This window comes from Allomuricauda sp. R78024 (assembly GCF_044596045.1).
GTDB lineage: Bacteria > Bacteroidota > Bacteroidia > Flavobacteriales > Flavobacteriaceae > Flagellimonas.
The window spans coordinates 1,330,939-1,351,048 of the sequence record NZ_CP138995.1; the positions used below are offsets into that span (position 1 = coordinate 1,330,939).

Below are 20,110 nucleotides of genomic sequence, written 5' to 3' on the forward strand. Positions count from 1 at the left end.
AACCTGAAACAACTTGGCCTTGGGAAGAAAATTGTTCTATTTCAACTATGCCAAAGAAACCTAAAAACAATGGCTTAAGTATAACGAAGTCTAGTGGCAATAAAAACTTACCCGTTTTGAAGGCTTCAGAGATTGCCGGGAGGAGACTCCAAACGAATAAAAAACCTTGTAAAATCTATGATTCGCAAGGTTTCGTTGTTTTTGGACGATAATAAAATTTAAATTGATATGATTCCTAACGTCAACAATTCGGTCAACGGTGTTGACCGAATAGCCAAAGACCCAAGAAAATCAATGGACACGAATTTCACCAATTCTCCCTTGCACTTTTAATCTTTGATCTCAAACAATAAACGGCCAACAACCCAATCCTAAATCCCACATATATGCTGATTCATACCTAATTCAATCTCAATCATCACTTTTTTTTCAAATCATCATTTCTTATATCTAAACTTAATATTAAAAAAATCGTCGTACTGTTATGAAAGCAAAATAGCCTCTTCAATATTAAGGTATACCGGCAACGGCCAAAGTTGGCACGATACGATTCCACTACACGCTACTCAGCAAACAATGAACATAGTGATTAAATATTGTAAACCTTCTTTTTTTCTCTATATAACAATGTTATGGGCCAATGCTATATGGGCACAACAAATTAGTTTACCCGGCGGCATAACTTGTAATGACCTTGGCGCTATTTGTGTAGAAAATACAGGAACATACCTTTTCGAAAACAATACAAATCGACAACAGGTGCCTGTTAAAATAGCCTGCTTAAATAGCACACCGGGACCATCTTGGTTTTATTTTAGAGTCGGTGATTCAGGTGATTTGATATTTCAAATCAACCAATGGGAAGATGACAATAATGATGGTATTAATAATGATGGTATTGGCTCAGGGCTTGATGTTGATTTTGTAGCTTGGGGACCGTTTAATTCCAGAGAAGGGAATTGCGATGATATTACCATCGACTGTCCTAACTGTCCTGATAATACATTTCAGCCAAATTATTATATCAATGATTTGGACAATTCCAACATTATTGATTGCAGTTATGACAATCTTTCGTCTGAAACACTTACTATACCCGGCGCACAGTCAGGGGAATATTACATCTTGCTCGTAACCAATTTTCACGGCGGACTGGGACTCATAGAAATACAGCAAACCAATTCGGGACAGTCCTCTGCAGGAGCCATTACTTGCTTTACATTGGAAGTGGACGGCATTTTAGGCCCGGATGTGGATGTATGCGATACTGGCAACCTCTCAACAACCCTTGATGCCAATCCAAACAATAATCCCAATTTTGCAGATTTTAGTTGGGAATATGATGATGGTACGGGGTTCGTTCCTATTCCGGGTACAAATGGTATGGATGTCTTGAGTGTTTCCAGCTCTGGTAGCTACCGCGTTACCGTTACCAGTAATTCGCAAGACTCTGACACTGATGTTATAAACGTTTTCTATAGAACAGTGCCAGTGGCAAACAGCATCCCGCCACAAAGCATTTGCGATACCGATAATCAGATTGATGGTTTCTGGAATTTTGATTTGGAGTCCCTACAGGCAACGGCGCTCAATGGACAATCCGAATCTGAATTTAATGTCACCTTCCACAGCAGTTCGAACGATGCTGCTTCCGGAACCAATGCATTACCCTTGATCTACACCAATACGACCGCCTTTCAACAAGAAACAATTTATGTACGTATTGAAAATAGTGACAATACAGCATGTTATGACACAGGAAGCTTTATCGTTGAAGTATTTCCGCCACCTCCCACTACAACACTTACCTATGAAATTTGTGATAATTTTAATGCTACTGATGGTTTTGCCCAGTTTGACCTGTCCACTATGAATTCAGATTTCTTGGGATCCTTGGATCCCTCCCAATATACAGTTTCTTATCACGCCAGTTTTGCCGATGCCGATGCCAATATTCAACCATTGCCCAATGCATATACCAATAGTATGGCCACTACTCAGGTTATCTATGTTCGTGTGGAAAACAATGCCGATGCAGTTTGTTATTCCATTTCCGAGAATATCTTACAAGTAATTCCAGGGGCAGATGCCGTGGAATTAACAGATTTATGGATTTGCGAGAATGAAACGGATTATAGGCTTGATTTTGATTTGACCCAAAAAGATGAGGAGATTTTAAACGGCAGGAACCCTATTTTATTTGATGTGGCATATTTTGCCACTCAAGAGGATGCCGACAATTCAACGAATCCTATATCCGGCCCGTATACCAACTTGAGCAATCCAGAACAAATCTTCGTAGCCATTACCAACACCGTTACGGGTTGTTCCAATACCAATACAAGTTTTAACATTGGCGTTTACGAAGGGGCAAAGGCCAATGAAGATGGTGAATTAATAGTATACGAAGTTTGTGATGATTTTGAAACTAATGATGGTTTTTACCTGTTTGACCTAACACTATTGAACGAAGAAATTTATGATGGACAAAACCCTGATGAATACAGCATAACATACCACTATAGTGTAGACGACGCCCTAGATAACATAAACCTCCTACCAACTCTTTATGAAAACAGCGGAACTTATGCGCAAACCATTTATGCTAGGGTAAGTTTTACCTTGCAACCCAATGAATGTTATGCGGTAAATGAAGTGCCTTTACGAGTGAACGATCTATTTTCAGCTATAGATTTGGATGAGTACTATTGTGCCCCAAGGAACGACTCTGAGCAACCACTGGTCGTGGATACCGGATTATCAGGAGCAAATTACAGCTTTGAATGGTTCTATGAAGGTACCTTACTACCAGATGAAATAGGGCCGAGCATCATTCCAACCCAAGAGGGTGAATACTCCGTAATGGTATATGACGAAGCTCCGTCAACGGTTTGTTTCAGTTTGTTCAGTACCACAATAGTGGAAAACTTGTCCACACTGGATCTGGCATGGAGTACCGAAGCATTTTCTGGGAATCATACGATTGAAGCTAAGACCATCGGAACAGGCGACTATGAATATAGTTTGGATAACGGCTCTTGGCAAGAGGATAGTATATTTACCGATGTGGGCATTGGCATTCACGAAGTTCAAGCCAGGGATAAAAATGGCTGTAGTATGATAAGTAATGTAATACTGGTATTTGAATATCCTTTATTTCTTACACCTAACGGAGATGGCAACAATGACACTTGGCATGTTTCGGGTTTGGACACACAACTAAATCCCTATGTTTATATTCGTGATAGGTATGGAACACTGTTAAAAGTATTAAAACCTGATGATTTAGGGTGGGAAGGCACCTATAATGGCAACGATATGCCCAGTTCTGATTATTGGTTTAACTTAATTTATGATCACCCGTCATCTGGCAACAAAAAACAGTTTCAAGGGCACTTTTCTTTAAAACGGTAAATAATATTGAATTAACTTGCAGTAGGATATAGTGATGAATTTTCAGGATTGCCCCGTCAACACGTAATCCCCACCAAAAATAACAAAGGCAAATCCTAAATTATCAATTCTTATTTTTACTACTGAAGGTCAAATGGCATCATTTGCACAAATAGACCGTCAACCATTCGGTCAACAGATTTTGTAAAGTAACTTTTAGAACCTATAAAATCTCCGCATCCTCTGGAACACCAGAATCCTGGCATGGTCACAAAGAAAAGGGTTTGAACCCTTCAGAACTTCAAAAGGTGTATTTTAACCAAATGGTATGAAATCAATACCATGCGACGGGCAAACCACTAATCCCATAAAACCCATATTTCGTGCCCAGGTTTTTTGCCTTCATAACATTTTAGCTTCTTTTTGGCCCGGTTAGAGTTTTCTCTGTCACAAAAAAATTAAATCCACTCATTGAAATGAATGCTGCCAACACTGACCGTCCTGTTTAAAAAATGTGGGCACTTTTATGGATAAAGTAAAGATAGGTTTGAAGGTCTATGTCCTTAGTATCCACTTTAAAAGCAGCGCCCCGGAACCGCATCCGATCCCTTTTCCAAAATCCCAGAAACACTCCGTTACATCCCAATTATAAAGAGGTTTGGCACTAATTTTTGGATATTTTTCCCTGTATGCTGATTTTTCAATAACCAAACGATTTAAAAAACGAATTATGAAAAAACAACTACAATTAATAGTATCTACGATTCTTATGGTCCTGGCGGGCCTTATCGGCTATGGGCAACAATTGGGTGACGTGTTTACTTATGACAATGTCACGTATCGAGTAACGAAACTTGTCCTCAACAAAGAAGTGACCATACAAAGCAGTACAAATACAGGAGGAGCCCTGACAATGCCCGAAACCGTAACCTATCAGGGTAATAACTTTAGCGTTACCGTTATTGGTCCCCATGCTTTTAAGGACAAGGCCTTGACCAGTGTGAGAATCCCCAACAGTATTAAAATTATTGGGACCGATGCATTTAGGAACACCACCTTGGAGAGTGTGACCATTCCCGAAAACGTTACCCTTATTGCGACGGGTGCTTTTAAGGACAACCCCCTGACCAGCGTACTGGTATTGGCCAATGTACCTCCAAGCCTTCCCGCAAATGATACTTTTTCAAATCTGGGTATAATAGAAGTAGTGGTACCCGTTGGTAACAAAACCACTTATGAAAGTAATCCTGCTTGGGGCAATAGGTATGCTTTTAAGGACATCACGCAATTTGGGGTAGGAACAGCCTTTACGGGCAACGGTATTGGTTATCGAATAACGTCCGTAAACCCTGGAAAAGTGGCGGTGACCGGCAGGACCGGTAGCTCAACGGATACCGATATAACCATACCCGGTACGGTGTTTTATGGGCAGGACTGTGCTGTGACCAGTATTGGTAACAGTGCTTTTGAAAACAACGACTTGACCGATGTGACCCTACCCAACAGTGTGACCAGTATTGGTAACAGTGCTTTTTCAGGCAATCAATTGACCAGTGTGATCATTCCCGAAGGCCTTACCAGTATTAAGGAAAATGCTTTTGCCAACAATCTATTGGCCACAGTGGTGCTGGAGCGTACAGATCCCCCATCAATTCAAACAAACACCTTTGGAAACCATAATCAAATAGATGTGTTTGTTCCCAAGGGTGCATTAGATAATTATACGCCAGCTTGGGACAGCTTTAATTTTAAATCCATCACGGAAGTACTGGAGATTAACGAGAGCTTTACGGTTGAAGGCATTACCTATAAAGTAACGGGGCTAGGTTCCACCAACACCGTCACCATAACGGACAATACAAATACTGGGGACCTTATCATCCCCGGGACCATAACCAGAGGGGGCAATGACTTTAATGTTACGGGTATCGAGGATGAAGCTTTTACCTTTAATCAATTGACCCGTGTCACCATTCCCGTTGGCGTTACCAGTATTGGTGCCAATGCTTTTAACGGCAATCTGAATCTTGCCACAGTGGTACTGGAGGCTGCAGATCCCCCATCAATAGAAGAAAACACCTTTGGAAACCGTAACCAAATAGATGTGGTGGTGCCCAGGGGTGCCCTAGGCAGTTATCAGAACCATGCCGAGTGGGTAGGATTCAAATCCATCACGGAAGAACTGGAGATTAACGACGCCTTTACAGTTCAAGGCATTACCTATAAAGTAACGGCACTTGGCAGTCCCAACACGGTCACCATAATAGACAATACAAATACAGGGGACCTTACCATACCCGGATCCGTACCCTATGGGCCTAATGGCTTTGAGGTTACCCGTATTGGTGATGACGCTTTTGATAGTAATCAATTGACGAGTGTAATCCTGCCGAATAGTGTAACCCATATTGGGGATTATGCTTTTTTTAAGAATCAATTAAGTAGTGTGACCCTGCCGAACAGTGTAACCCGTATTGGGGATAATGCTTTTATGCATAACCAATTAACGATTGTAACCCTACCTAACAGTGTAACCCATATTGGGGATAATGCTTTTAGTCATAATCAATTGACGAGTGTAACCCTACCGAACAGTATGACCAGTATTGGGGGTGGTATTTTTGAGAACAACCAATTGACTAGTGTGACCATACCAAGTAGTGTGACCAGTATTGGGAATAGTGCTTTTGCCAACAACCCATTGGCCACAGTAGTGTCAGAGCGCGCAAATCCCCCATCAATTCAAACAAGCTCCTTTGGAAACCGAAACCAAATAGATGTGATAGTCCCCAAAGGTGTCCCTGCCGGTAGTGCCAAAACCGCTTATGAAACCAACTGGGGCATGGATTTTAAATCCATCACGGAAGTACTGGAGATTAACGATACCTTTACAGTTGAAGGGATCACCTATAAAGTAACGGGGCTGGGTTCCACCAAGACGGTCACCATAACGAACAATACAAATACAGGGAATCTTACCATACCCGGGACCATATCTAGAGGGGGCAATGACTTTAGCGTTACCGGTATCGGGGATGAAGCTTTTGTCTTTAATCAATTGACCCATGTGACCATTCCCGATGGCGTTGCCAGTATTGGTGCCAATGCTTTTAACGGCAATCCGGACCTTGCCATAGTGGTACTGGAGGCTGCAGATCCCCCATCAATTCAAACAAACACCTTTGGAAACCGTGACCAAATAGATGTGGTAGTGCCCAAAGGTACCCCAGCCGGTAGCATCAAGACCGCTTATGAAACCGATTGGGGCACGGATTTTAAATCCATCACGGAAGAACTGGAGATTAACGACAGCTTTACAGTTCAAGGCATTACCTATAAAATAACGGCACTTGGTAGTCTCAACACCGTGAGGGTTGAAGGTTACGAGGGTACGGCTACCAGTATAAACATCCTCCAAACCATAACCTATGGGCCTAATGACTTTGAGGTTATCAGTATTGGCGATGGTGCTTTTGAAAACAGCGACTTGACCAGTGTGACCATACCGAATAGTGTGGCCACTATTGGGGAACGGGCTTTTCTGAACAACCAATTGAGCAACGTGACCATTCCCGAAGGCGTTAGCAGTATTGGCAATGGTGCTTTTGAAGGCAATGCCTTGACCAGTGTGACCCTACCGAACAGTGTAACGAGTATTAAGGATTATGTTTTTGCCGGCAACCAATTGACCGAGGTTACCATACCGGGCAATGTGACTAGTATTGGCGGATGGGCTTTTGCAGTCAATCCAGACCTTGTTACGTTGATTGTAGAGCCCTCCAATCCTCCAACACTCCACGAAGATGCCTTTCGGGATTTAATAAACAACATCGATTTTCGTCATCAAATAGATGTGTTTGTTCCCAAGGGAAAGAGACAAGTTTATTTAGATCATGGGTGGACGGGCTTCAAATCCATCAAGGAGGTTGTAGAGCTTGGGGACACCTTCAGTGTCGATAATATCACATACAAAATTACTGAAATAGTCCCCGATAAAGAGGTAGCGGTTATAGGCTATAGCGTTACGGGAGGAGGGATGATCATCCCTCCAACGGTGGATCATGTCCCAAACACAAACACCTACACGGTGACCAGTATTGGGGAAAGTGCTTTTTTTGGCAGACAATTGACCAGTGTTGTCATACCAAACACTGTTATTAGTATCGGGGAAGATGCATTTTGGAAAAACCAATTGACCAGTGTTGTCATCCCCGAAAGTGTGACCAGTATCGGGCAACGTGCATTTGGTACCAACCAATTAGACAGTGTGACCATACCCGATGGTGTCACCAGTATTGGGCAATGGGTCTTTGCCGCCAACCAATTGACCGAGGTTACCATACCGGCCAGTGTGGAAAGTATAGGGTACCAGGCCTTTTATGATAACCCAAACCTTGGCTTGGTGAGGGTGGAGCGTAACGATCCCCCAGCGCTGGATCCAAATGCCTTTCAAGGCACGCACAGTGATCTTCGTCACCAAATAGACCTGGTCGTTCCCAAGGACAAGAGACAAGATTATATAAATGCAGGTTGGACGGACTTCAGATCCATCACGGAAGTTGTGGAGCGCGGGGACACGTTCATTGTTGGTAGTATAGTATACAAGATTACTTCCTTGAATCCTTATAAGGTTGAGGCCGGGGACTATTATTTCACAAGTTCCAGTTTGACCATCCCCACAACGGTGGATCACGGCCTGAACACGTACACGGTAACCAGCATAGGGGGATTTTCTAGCGTGGGCGCTCCTGCTTTTGTGAGCTTGGTGAGGGTAGAGGCCGATAATCCCCCAATGCTGCATCCAACTTCCTTTCAAGGTACAGGCCGTAGCCAAATAGATGTGATCGTTCCCGAGGGCACTAAAGAAGCATATCTGGCTGCAGAGTGGACGGGCTTCAGATCCATTACAGAGCCCTACGACGCAGGAAATACCTTTACCAAAGGTAGCTACACATACCTGATCACATCATCGAATCCCCAAACTGTAAAAGCTATAGACTATACGGGTACGGCCACCCATGTAAACATTCCTGAAATAGTAAACACAGTTAATGGGCTCTTCACGGTGACCGCTATTGGTAACGAAGTCTTTAAAGATAAAGGATTGACCAGTGTGGCCATACCAAACAGTGTGACCAGTATTGGAGATCATGCATTTTCAGGGAACCAATTGACCGAAGTGACCATACCCGATGGTGTAACCAGTATTGGGGAGTGGGCTTTTGATAACAACCGATTGACCGAGGTGATCATACCCAACAATGTCACCAGTATTGGATATCGAGCTTTTTCGGTCAACGAATTGACCCGTGTCACCATAGGGAACAGTATAACAAGTATCGGAGAATATGCTTTTGCAGTTAACCAAGACCTTGTGATCGTGGTGATGAAGGCCACCGTTCCGCCATCGTTCCATGAAAATGCCTTCTTCGTTCCGTTCACTTACAAAAAAATCAACTTGATAGTCCCTTTGGGCACTGTAGATGCATATTCAGCTGCAGGGTGGACGACCTTCGTCGCATCCATTACAACAGATCCACCACAAGGCTTCACTGTCGATAATATATATTACGAAGTTACTTCCTTGAATCCTAATAAAGTTAAGGTGCCACCATACAACTACTATAACATTACGGGAGCGATGACCATCCCCCCTACAGTGGATTATTTTGGCCTTCACACCTACACGGTGACCGCTATTGCTAGCAGAGCTTTTTACAACCATGGACTGACCAGTGTGACCATACCGGACAGTGTCACCAGTATCGAGGAAGGGGCTTTTGAAAATAACCCAAACCTGGAGACTGTGACTGTAAAGGCCACCGATCCCCCATCGCTCCATGCAGATGCCTTTCAAAATGCAGACCGTAACCAAATAGACTTGATCGTGCCCATTGGCAAGAGACAGGAGTATTTAGATAATGGGTGGCACGGGTTCAGATCCATTACGGAAGCGGCGATGGCCGCACAGAGTGCCGTGGTACAGGGTACCAGTGCTAAAGCATCCCATGTAGAAAATGCGGTGGCACTTGCCCATGGTGCCAAAGGTAATGTGCGCAACAATGTCAGCGTCTACCCGAACCCGGCACAAGATTACATCAACATTGCATTGGGTGATGGTGAAGCGTTACAACAGGTAAATATATACAATGCCCAGGGTGCCCATGTGCATTCTGCACGCGCCTTACAAATAGATGTAAGCCATTTGCCAAGCGGTATGTATATGCTGGAAATAGAAACCAAGGCTGGGGAGAGAGTGGTTAAGCGAGTAATGATACAATAAGCCACACTGCCACAGATAAATGAACAAACAATGATTGTGTAATTTGTAATGTAGAATAATGATATGGCTTTGCGCCATTCCGGACCTGCCCACAATACTGCAGGTGGGCAGGTTCGTTTCGGAACCCCATGACACCGATGGACAATCATTTGTGATGGGGACTTGGAACAGACCTGTGCCAAACCCGTTCCGGTATCCAGGTTGACGATAGGAATTTATTGCACTTTGCGGACATTCAAAATAAATATAGCGACCATGAAAGCCCCATGGTGGTCATGGGGCTGCGTTGGCCCGATTCAGTACTGGTCGGACATATCCAATGTATCATTGGAGCGGCATGCTCCACTTGTTCCAGATGGCCATCCAACGGTGTGGACATGGAAGGTACATTTTTTGGACATCACTTGGCCGCTCTTGATCTTTGTTTTAAAAAATGTGGGCACTTCTATGGATAAAGAAAGATAGGTTTGAAGGTCTATGTCCTTTGTATCCACTTTAAAAGAAGCGTCCCGGAACCGCATCCATTCCCCTTTTCCAAAATCCCAGAAATACTCTTTTACGTCCCAATTTTAAAAGGGTTCAACACTAATTATTGGATATTTCCCTTGTACGGTCATTATTTGCTTGGAAATAATATTCATAAAGTCAAAAAGCATCAAATTATGGAAAAACAACTACAATTGATAATGTACGCCATCTTTATGGCATTGACGGGCCTTACCGCTTATGGTCAAAATGTGAATGATCAATTCGAAATTGATGGCATCACATACAAAATTACCGCTCTCATTGACTTTCCCTATGCAAATAGTCCCCATTTTTCTATTCCAGGCAGAGTAGAGGTCGTAAACTATGATTCCAGTTTCGTAACAGGAACAGAGGTAACTATCCCCGCAAAGGTTAACGACCAAAGTACCGATTACAACGAGTACTGGGTGACCGAGATTGGCGATAATGCTTTTGAGGCAAAAGGATTGACCGGTGTTGATATCCCCTACACGGTGACCAAGATTGGCAATAATGCTTTTTTGAACAACCAATTGACCGAAGTGCTCATACCCTTTCGTGTCAACCGTATTGGGGCTTCTGCTTTTCAAGGTAACCCGCTGGAGACCGTGATTGCAAGGTCTCACAATCGCCCAAACCTGGTTAACGAAAATGCCTTTGGTCCAAAAAGTGATCGCATTCAAATAAACCTTTTGGTGCCCGCAGGCAGGTTCGAACATTATTCGAATAATGGGTGGGACGGGTTCAAACCCGCTGACCCCGGCCCCGACCCCGACCCCGGCACCTTTACTGTTGATGGCTTCACATACGCAATTACGGCTATCTCTCAACCCGAAGTTGAGATCATAGACTATGATGCCAATTCTGGAACAGAGGTGACCATCCCCCAAACGGTGGATCACAACGACATCGATTACAAGGTAACCGCTATTGGCTATAGAGCTTTTCATAATAAGCAATTGACCGAACTTACCTTCTCCGGTCAGAGTAATGTGACCCGTATCGGACAAGATGCTTTTTGGGGAGAAAAAAATCCCTCTAATGATTTTAGAAACCAATTGGGAAGTGTTGTCATACCCAATAGTGTGACCAGTCTCGAGCAGCGGGCATTTGGAACTTGCGGCTTGACCAGTGTCAATATTCCGGAAAATATCACCAGAATTGAGCGGTGGACCTTTGGCAACAACGATTTAAGAGACGTGGTCATACCGGCCAATGTGAAACATATTGATTACCAGGCCTTTTATAACAACCAAAAACTTTCCACTGTGACGGTCCAGCGTAATCCACCAACAACACTGCATGCAAATGCCTTTAACAATCAGGCCAATGTTAGAATGGTTTTTGATCTTGTGGTGCCCTTTGATGCTATACAAGCTTATGAAAATGCGGGCTGGACGGGCCTCGCGAGCATCACCGCCGGAGTCTTTAACCAGGATGGCATTAAATACGGAATTGTTGACACTCCAAACGAAGCAACGGTGATTTATAGTTCAAACCTTAATCCGGTCATTCTCGCAGAGGTGGATGTTGAAGGGTTCGGGTCCTCCCGCAGCGTCTCGGTGACCGCTATAGGAGATAGTGCTTTTGATACCAGGGATATTCAAACGATCCTCATACCGGAGACTGTGAAAAGTATCGGGGCCCGGGCCTTTTATTCCCATCACATTTTCCGGGTGATAACGATGGCCGCTGAACCACCGGAGCTCCATGACGATGCCTTTCTTCCTTTACGCCGTCCCTTCATAGACTTATTTGTACCCGAGGACAGGGTGCAAGCTTATATAGCTGCAGGATGGATAGGTTTCAAGTCCGTCTCTACGCTCGTAGGGCAAATCCATAATAATGAAGGCTTCATTTGGGAAGTCACATCGGTAAACCCCAATGAAGTAAAGCTCGTCAAATTTATAGGTTTGAGAAAAGAGGGTCGTAATCTTCCATTAGAGGAAATGTTTGGTACTGAAGGTCACGTGGAAATTCCCTCAGAAATCTCATACCACCCAACAAACAGTGAGAATGACAAGATGTATACGGTCACGTCCATTGGGGAGGATGTTTTTGATGCGGGTGGGTACAATGGTATTAATTATTGGAGCCCTACAGCTGACCCATTGAAGAGCGTTGATATACCCGATACGGTGACACAGATCGGGGATTGTGCTTTTTGTGGAAATGAGTTGCCCAGTGTTGTTATACCGCCCAGTGTGGATAGTATCGGGAAAGATGCTTTTTCGGACAACCAATTGACCAGGGTTGACATCCCCGATGGCGTGACGTCGATCGGGCAAGATGCTTTTTGGCGAAACCGATTGACCGGTGTCGAGATTCCGGAAAGTGTGACCAGCCTTGGGCAACGGGCATTTGGAACTAACAACTTTACCGAGGTGGCCATACCGAACAGTATCACCAGAATTGAGAAGTGGGCCTTTGCCCAAAACGATCTAGAAGAGGTGACCATACCGGCCAATGTGGAATATATCGGGGAACAGGCATTTTATCAAAACGATTTAAAAGAGGTGACCATATCGGGCAATGTAAGAACCATAGATCTGTATGCTTTTCAGAACAACCCGGACCTTCGCCTGGTGACGATGGGGGCCGACGATCCCCCATCCCTCCATGAGCTTGCCTTTTCCAATGCGGACCGTGGCCAAATAGACCTTGTGGTGCCCTTTGGCAAGAGACAGGAGTATTTGGACAATGGGTGGCACGGGTTCAGGTCCATCAGCTACGGGATCTTTACCGTTGATAACATCAAATACGGAATTACGACTCGAACCGAAGTAATGGTGGTGGACTATACCGGTACGGACACTGCCGTCACCATCCCCGAAACGGCGGATAACGGCCAGTACATCTACGATGTGACCGCTATCGGGGAAAGTGCTTTTCAAAACAAGGGACTCACCCATGTCGGGATTCCCGTTGGTGTCGCCAGTATCGGGGAAGGGGCTTTTAGTGACAACCAATTGACAGCGGTTACCCTACCGGGCAGTGTGGAACGTATAGATGGCCACGCCTTTCTTAACAACCCCGGCCTTGCATTGGTGACGGTAGAGTCCAATGATCCACCGGTGCTCAATGCCACTGCCTTCGCCAATGCAAACCGCCACCAAATAGACCTTGTGGTGCCCACGGGCAAGAGACAAGATTATCTGGATAATGGGTGGAACGGGTTCAAATCCATCAAGGAAGAGATTGGGGTCTCAATAGATGCTCCCGCCGAAACAGTTAATCTATCGCCCTTTACGGTCACCTTTCAGTTCGATCTGGATGTGACAGGTTTTACGGTGGACGACATTGGTCTGGTCAATGCCACGGCAGACCATTTTACGGGCAGCGGTTCCATATATACCGTAGAGGTCACCCCAACATCCTGTAATGGCACCATTGCCATTGATGTCCCTGCAAATGCAGTGGATATGCCCAATTCCACCAATTTGCAGGCAACCGCCACGGTAACAGTGGAAGAGGACCCAAACCTACTTGTAGCGGCCGCAAGGGATATCACCGTTCAGCTGGATACCAACGGGCAGGTCACCATCTTGCCAGGGGATGTGGACAATGGTTCCGCTTATGGCTGCACCAATGTCCAGAACTTGAGCCTGGATATGGATACCTTTGATTGTGGCAATGTGGGCACCCCTGTAACGGTCACCCTGACCGCGGCCCAAGGTACAGAAAGCGCTACGGCCACCGCCTTGGTAACAGTGGAAGAGAATCCTGACCTGGTGGCCAATGCAAAGGATATTACCGTTCAACTCGGTGCCGATGGGCAGGCGACCATCTTGCCAGGGGATGTGGACAATGGTTCCGCTTATGGCTGTGGCGGCACCCCGGAACTGAGCCTGGACATCGATACCTTTTATTGTAGTGATGTGGGCAGCCCTGTAACGGTCACCCTTACCGCTACCTCTGGAGATCAAACGGATATCTCGACCGCTGTGGTGACCGTGGAAAATACTATCAACAGCCTTGTGGCCGTTGCCAAGGATATTACCGTTCAACTGGATGCTGATGGAACGGCTACCATCAGCCCTGGCCAGATCGACAATGGTTCCGGGAGCGGTTGTAACAACATCAGCACCATTTCATTGAGTCTGGACAGGGATGTTTTTACCTGTGACGATGTGGGTATGGCAACCGTTGTGCTTACGGCCACCCAAGGTAGTGAAACGGCAACGGCGATGGCCACGGTCACCGTTGAGGCGAGCGGCAATTGTGGGTCGGGCCCCCTTGTAGATTTCAAGAGAGGGTTTTCCCCCAACGGCGATGGCATTGGCGATACCTTGGTGATCGAAGGTCTTGAACAATATAGGAACAACGTATTGAGGATATACGACCTTAGCCAGCGCCTGCTGTTCAGTGCGCATTATGGCGGGCCCGGCGATGGTTGGGACGGCACCGATAAACGTGGGCTGGTGCCCGTTGGCTCTTACGTATGTGTGATAGACTACAACGAACCGGGGCTGGGCCACGAGGCAAAAATGATATATGTGAATTACTGATGGTCCTTCCGTTTCTCCAACGATTGGTGGCAATAACTGGAAAAGTAAAGAGGTTTTTCAAAAGACGTGGGGCGGAATTTACATTCCGCCCTATCATATTTATTGATGCATACGGTCATCAGGAAAGTCAAATCAAAAAAAGGATTGACAATTTCTTTTTTAATGAAAAAGGGCTTGACCACCTATGCTAAGTTTCTCAGGGGGAACCCAGAGTATTTTTGACGAAATGGCCTTTAATATCGGCGAAAAGTTCAAAAGTAGATTTTCATTGTCCCACCAATCTACTTTTTCGTCACCAATTCAACCGATTTCAACACTTTTTATGGCATGATATTATGTTAAAAATTAAGATTTGTCAAAGATAATCTTCTTAAATGGGATTGGTTTTCATGGGAGTGACTGTGTCAAGAGTTGATCTTCGAAGGCCTTTTTCATTTTCTAGGTTAGTTTTAAGTTAAGACGACGACGGGGGCTTGGTTTACAAAGTCCCCGCCGTTAAAAAACTTTCCCTGACCTGGAGGGATGTCCATTTTAAGGCAGAGAGCATTGACCGGGCCATTGCTCGAAGTTATTTGAATAGCCAACCTGTAATCAGAACAATGGATATGAAGGAAATTATACGAAGAGTCCTAGAAGATAACAAAAGGCTGGAGGCAGAGAAGAAAAACCTCATGGCCGATATCAAGATATTGGTCCAAAACAAGTTTTCTCCCGACAAGGTATTTGTGAGGTCAAAATGGCGGAAACACTTTGAAAAAGAGGAAACCTTCAAAAAACTTTGGAAAGAGATTCAACCGGGAAAAGACCGTGGGAACCGATCAACATAAACAAGCGCTACCTAATTGATATCAATTAAATCAACAACCCTAAATTTTAAAAAAATGAACAGATCAAGAAAAATGAAAACAATGATTCTTTTGGCAGTTGTGGTATTTGCGACAACACTGTCCACTTCATGCAATAGCGAAGAGTATGTTCCGCCCGTAGTAGGCACTTGGTTACAGGCTTCAAGCTCAACAGAGGAGTTTACAAACAATGTTTCGGACGGTATCACAACAGAAACCATTGATGCCGATAATGTCTTTAGAATTACGTTCAATGCAGATGGAACATTTAGTAACTCTTCATCTTACTCTTATACTGATAATGGAGATGTTATTGTTAAAAAATCGACCGATTCTGGAACCTATTCGACTTTTGGGAACCTACTTTCTGTTACCTATGACGGAGAAACCGATACTGAAACAGCTGAATTTACTTTGATCGGGACACATCTTGGCATTGTATATATAGAGGAATTTACTGAAAATGGCGATCAAAAGAGATTAGTTACAATATCGACTTACATAGAGAGTAATGAGCATATACTGGAGCAGTAGGATATGCGCGTCCATTATTAAAGATCGTGGTAACCAATCGACATTTTATGCGTACCGCCCTGGCTTTTGGCCTATTTCTATTATCGGTCCCTTTCTTACAGGGACAGACGTATTATGCATTGCAAATTGACCGGAAAATCCGTTTTGAAGCCAGGGACATCACTGCCAAGTATCAACCGTATTTGGTAATGGGGGTCGATCAAGCATTGGAGTTCCAATCCACCGTTGCTCGATTCTTGGTCAAAAAACGTGCTGTTGAACGGGACGATAGTTTATCCCCAAAAACCAAATACCAGTTGTTAAGGCGCGTATCAAGTCTGGAAACCTCGGTAATGGTGGATGTTCTGGAATCATACCGCTGGCAAGAGTATATGAGGGTCAAACCTCAGATTCAACCGATACCGGAACCCCTTGGTTTTAGGGCCAATGACAGTTTATCAAAACGGGCAAGGAAAAAGAAGTCCGAGGTGCCGGATCTCCCGCCCGCCAAGGTTGGGGCAAAGAAGCAGATCACCATCTATACATCCAAGGGCTGTGATGCCTGTGATAGCATTGTAAGCCAGCTTAAAGCCGGGAATTTCATCTTTAGAAGTGTTTCCCTGGATGAAAACCCCGAAGTAAAAAAACAGTTGGGCCAATTTTTGTCCAGATCGGCCCAAGAGATGGATTCTCTGTCCAGCCCCATAATCAGTTTGGGGGGCAGGCTCTATAACAGAATCACCACTTTCGACCAGATGATGGAGGAAATGGAAAAAGATTAAGGCCGTTTTGCGCCATGGAAACGCTTGTAAAACAAAAAATACTGAGTATAATATTCAAGAACAAACTAAAATTTTTATGGGTAGTACCTCTTTTAATGGCTTTTCAATGTGGTAACGATTTTGTTTTTCTTGAGTACAATCCCTTCAAAACCAACGTGACCCCTAATTTGAACTTTTCAGAGAACGATACGATCTGGATATACGGGAATACACCCAGTAAAGTGTTCGACACGTCCGTAAACGATTCCGTTTTCAGAAGGTATTGAACCCTGGATTGGAAAGTGCAATTAAACGATACCCGATTACATCGATTTTGTTCCAATTTGGACGTATAATTTGATAGCTAATCCAACGTATTTTGAAAAGAACATCAGTCCTATATTTACTGATCAGTTGCATTTGCGCACCTTGTTTTGGGCAAATTGTTGTGGACCCAAACTATTCTGTGGAGCGTTTGGTAACCGAGGTGTTGGTGGACAGGAATTGCGCTGAGACTTCCAACTACAGATTTTCCACCGGTACCGACTATGGTATAAACGGTATTGGCTATTTTGAGTTCAATGGCGATAACTTTCCTTATAGGGAAGGTATTGTGATTTCCACAGGTAGGGCCATTGATGCCGTTGGGCCAAATAATGACATTAAGTCTTCGTGGAACGAACTATGGAGCGGTGATTCCGATTTGTCCACTGCGACAGGAGTATTTAATCTTTTTAATGCTTCCTACATAGAATTTGATTTTATTCCCAAAGCAAACTTCATGAGTTTTAATTTCCTTTTTGCTTCCGAGGAATATTCTTTTGTTTATCAGTGTGTATATTCTGATGTATTTGCTTTTATTTTAACAGATTCTAATGGTGTCTCGTCCAATCTTGCGCTGGTTCCGGGGTCGCAAGCCCCCGTTTCAGCAACCAGTATTAGGCCTGGTGTACCCGGTCCCAATGGATGCGAAGCCAGTAATGAAGAGTATTTTGGTGGCATCAACGGAGATAATTCCGCAATATCGATGACTGGAAACACAACAAATTTGGTGGCACAATCCTTGGTAAACCCCGGAGAAACGTATACCATAAAACTCGTCATATCCGATAACTTGGATTCCTTCCTGGATTCTGCCGTTTTTTTGGAAGCAGGGAGTTTTTCCGTGGATGTATCCCTAGGGGAAAACAGAACTATAAGAAACGGCAATCCCCTATGTAAAGGAGAAATTTTTGAAATGGACGCCACCGCTTCTGATGAAGCCCATTACAGATGGTTTAAAGATGGTATACAATTGCACCTTTTTGATGACATGCCCATAGTATCGGTGAACGAGGATGGAATCTATGAGGTGGAAGTGGAGTTTTCCGCTAATTGTATACTTGAAGGCCGTGTGGAAATCGAGTATATAGATCCTTTTCCATTTAATCTTTCATCCACTTTACAAGAAGAATATCTTTTATGTTTGGATGGTGAAGGTAATCTTCTTGAGCCTCGTCCCCAAATGGACACAAAGCTTTCCTTAGCGGATTATTCTTTTAATTGGTACCGCAACTCGGTAAGTGCCGAAAACCTGATAGCAAATGAAAGTCAACCTTCCCTTGTTCCCACCGAGCCGGGAATTTATCATGTTGTGGTTGAAAACCTGCTGTATAATTGTGACGACATATCCTTGTCCACAAACGTAACTGCTTCCGGACCGCCCACGCTTTTTGAGGTGAATATTTTGAGTGATCTGTTCAGTAATAGCCACTCCGTTTCCCTAGATGTTAAAGGACCAGGTGAGTATATGTTCAGCTTGGATGGATCTACATTTAAAGAGAACAATGTTTTTTCCAATTTGGCTCCGGGAGATCATATTGCTTATGTTCAAAGTGAATGCGGTATCGTTTCCAAGAAGTTCTATATCGTAGATTACCCCCGATTTTTCACACCTAATGGTGATGGAGTAAACGATACTTGGAAGATTGCGAATCTATTTGAAATCGATAATCCAGAAATAAAGATTTTTGATCGTTTTGGTACGGTTCAGCATCAGTTCAAGGATGAAACGGGATGGGACGGCACTGTTGGAGGAAATAAAGCCCCTTCATCAAGTTATTGGTTCAGTCTCACCTATGATACCGAGGATGGTGTCCGAAAAGAGTTTAAAGGTTACTTTGCACTGAAGCGTTAACCTTAACAACCCCCTCACCTAAAAAAAGGTTTTTATGAGACATTGAATACATACCCCTTGGTACCTTGTACCATCATGGTACTGGACGACCGTTACGAAAACCTTCCCCTGGTAAGATGGGAACTCGTCAGGGACGACAGGTTTTAGGCAAAGGGTATCGGCAACCGGCCCGCAAAAAGGTCGGGGCAATCCGTGTGGATTAAAATATCGGGGCTGTCCCATCCTTGTACGAAGATTTCCATTGTCCCCCCAATCCTCTTTTTCGTCCCCAATTTTAAGAGCTCCAACACTTTTTGTGGCATGGTATTATGTTATAAATTTAGATTTGTTGAACGCAATCCTCTTAATGATAATTGGTTTTTAACGGGAGGTATTATGCTATGGGGTTGACCTTCGAAGACCCTTTTCATTTTATAGGTTAGTTTTCTTTTTATGTAGGGTTAGACCAACGACGGGGACTTGATTTACAAAGTCCCCGTCGTAATGAAAACCATCCCTTCTTCGCTATAATACGATAAGATGAAAAGAACTATATCATCTACTTCGCTTATTACAGCTGAACTGCACGGTCTTGTAAGACCTACTGAGCATTCGCGCACATTAAGTACAAAATCCGTCGACATTTGTTGCGGTTTCTTCCATAGTATAATCATCGTCCGTACAAGATGATAAAAAAGTAACAGCAATAATTGTAGCTACAGAGATAACAGTTCTCTTCATAATAAATAGATTAAGGTTCTTGTGTTAGATTTAGATTGGGCTTACCCTAAATGGAGTAAATCAAAATCACGGCGTAAAGATCCACACTATGAGACACATTTATTATCTACTGTTTTTAGCACTGCTTATTATCAGGTATAGTGAAGATGACGAATTTGTTAAAAACGATTTCAAGCTTGGGTTCGATAGAATGGTCTGCCTTGGAAACAAGGCCAGTTTTTACATTTACGACAGATAGCTGGGAGCAGGTCCAACAATTTGTGGAAGTGAAACGAAGACGACTTGATCATAGCGTTCAATACAATAAATAAAGAGCCGTTCGGGCCTTTTTAAAAATTACCCAAAAAAATCCCATCATTTTGTTAAATGGCAAATTGTCCATGGTTCAAAATATCCAAGACATG

Annotated in this window: 8 protein-coding genes; all 8 read left to right on the forward strand. The window is 43.9% G+C overall.

The annotated features are described in order from the left end of the window. Positions 1-576 precede the first annotated feature (576 nt). The 8 genes from SJY44_RS05930 to SJY44_RS05965 all read left to right on the forward strand — a co-directional run bounded on the left by SJY44_RS05930 (position 577) and on the right by SJY44_RS05965 (position 18,986). A complete protein-coding gene (locus tag SJY44_RS05930; RefSeq protein ID WP_396591660.1) occupies positions 577-3,414 on the forward strand; it encodes a T9SS type B sorting domain-containing protein in 2,838 nt (945 codons plus the stop codon). Between the two features lie 709 nt (positions 3,415-4,123). After that, a complete protein-coding gene (locus tag SJY44_RS05935) occupies positions 4,124-9,676 on the forward strand; it encodes a leucine-rich repeat protein (protein ID WP_396591661.1) in 5,553 nt (1,850 codons plus the stop codon). 255 nt (positions 9,677-9,931) lie between these two features. Continuing rightward, positions 9,932-10,141 carry a hypothetical protein gene (locus SJY44_RS05940; RefSeq protein WP_396591662.1) on the forward strand — a complete coding sequence of 70 codons (210 nt, stop codon included), beginning with the start codon at positions 9,932-9,934 and terminating at the stop codon, positions 10,139-10,141. Between the two features lie 2 nt (positions 10,142-10,143). Further along, positions 10,144-14,691, forward strand: coding sequence for a leucine-rich repeat protein (locus SJY44_RS05945; protein WP_396591663.1), 4,548 nt, complete (start codon positions 10,144-10,146; stop codon positions 14,689-14,691). Positions 14,692-15,296: 605 nt separating this feature from the next. Continuing rightward, on the forward strand, positions 15,297-15,518 hold the full coding sequence (locus tag SJY44_RS05950) for a hypothetical protein (protein WP_396591664.1): 222 nt from the start codon (positions 15,297-15,299) through the stop codon (positions 15,516-15,518). 54 nt (positions 15,519-15,572) lie between these two features. After that, positions 15,573-16,070, forward strand: a complete 498-nt coding sequence (locus SJY44_RS05955; RefSeq protein WP_396591665.1) for a hypothetical protein — start codon at positions 15,573-15,575, stop codon at positions 16,068-16,070. A gap of 47 nt (positions 16,071-16,117) precedes the next feature. After that, complete coding sequence (locus SJY44_RS05960) at positions 16,118-16,831, forward strand: glutaredoxin domain-containing protein (RefSeq protein WP_396591666.1); 714 nt, start codon at positions 16,118-16,120, stop codon at positions 16,829-16,831. A gap of 358 nt (positions 16,832-17,189) precedes the next feature. Next, positions 17,190-18,986 (forward strand): choice-of-anchor L domain-containing protein, encoded by a 1,797-nt coding sequence (locus SJY44_RS05965; protein WP_396591667.1) that lies wholly within the window; start codon positions 17,190-17,192, stop codon positions 18,984-18,986. The last annotated feature ends 1,124 nt before the right edge of the window (positions 18,987-20,110 follow it).

What these genes read in the sequence shown, in the direction of transcription:
- SJY44_RS05930 (WP_396591660.1), top strand. Translation starts at nt 577, where the DNA reads ATGAACATAGTGATTAAATATTGTAAACCTTCTTTTTTTCTCTATATA.
- SJY44_RS05935 (WP_396591661.1), top strand. Translation starts at nt 4,124, where the DNA reads ATGAAAAAACAACTACAATTAATAGTATCTACGATTCTTATGGTCCTG.
- SJY44_RS05940 (WP_396591662.1), top strand. Translation starts at nt 9,932, where the DNA reads ATGAAAGCCCCATGGTGGTCATGGGGCTGCGTTGGCCCGATTCAGTAC.
- SJY44_RS05950 (WP_396591664.1), top strand. Translation starts at nt 15,297, where the DNA reads ATGAAGGAAATTATACGAAGAGTCCTAGAAGATAACAAAAGGCTGGAG.
- SJY44_RS05955 (WP_396591665.1), top strand. Translation starts at nt 15,573, where the DNA reads ATGAACAGATCAAGAAAAATGAAAACAATGATTCTTTTGGCAGTTGTG.
- SJY44_RS05960 (WP_396591666.1), top strand. Translation starts at nt 16,118, where the DNA reads ATGCGTACCGCCCTGGCTTTTGGCCTATTTCTATTATCGGTCCCTTTC.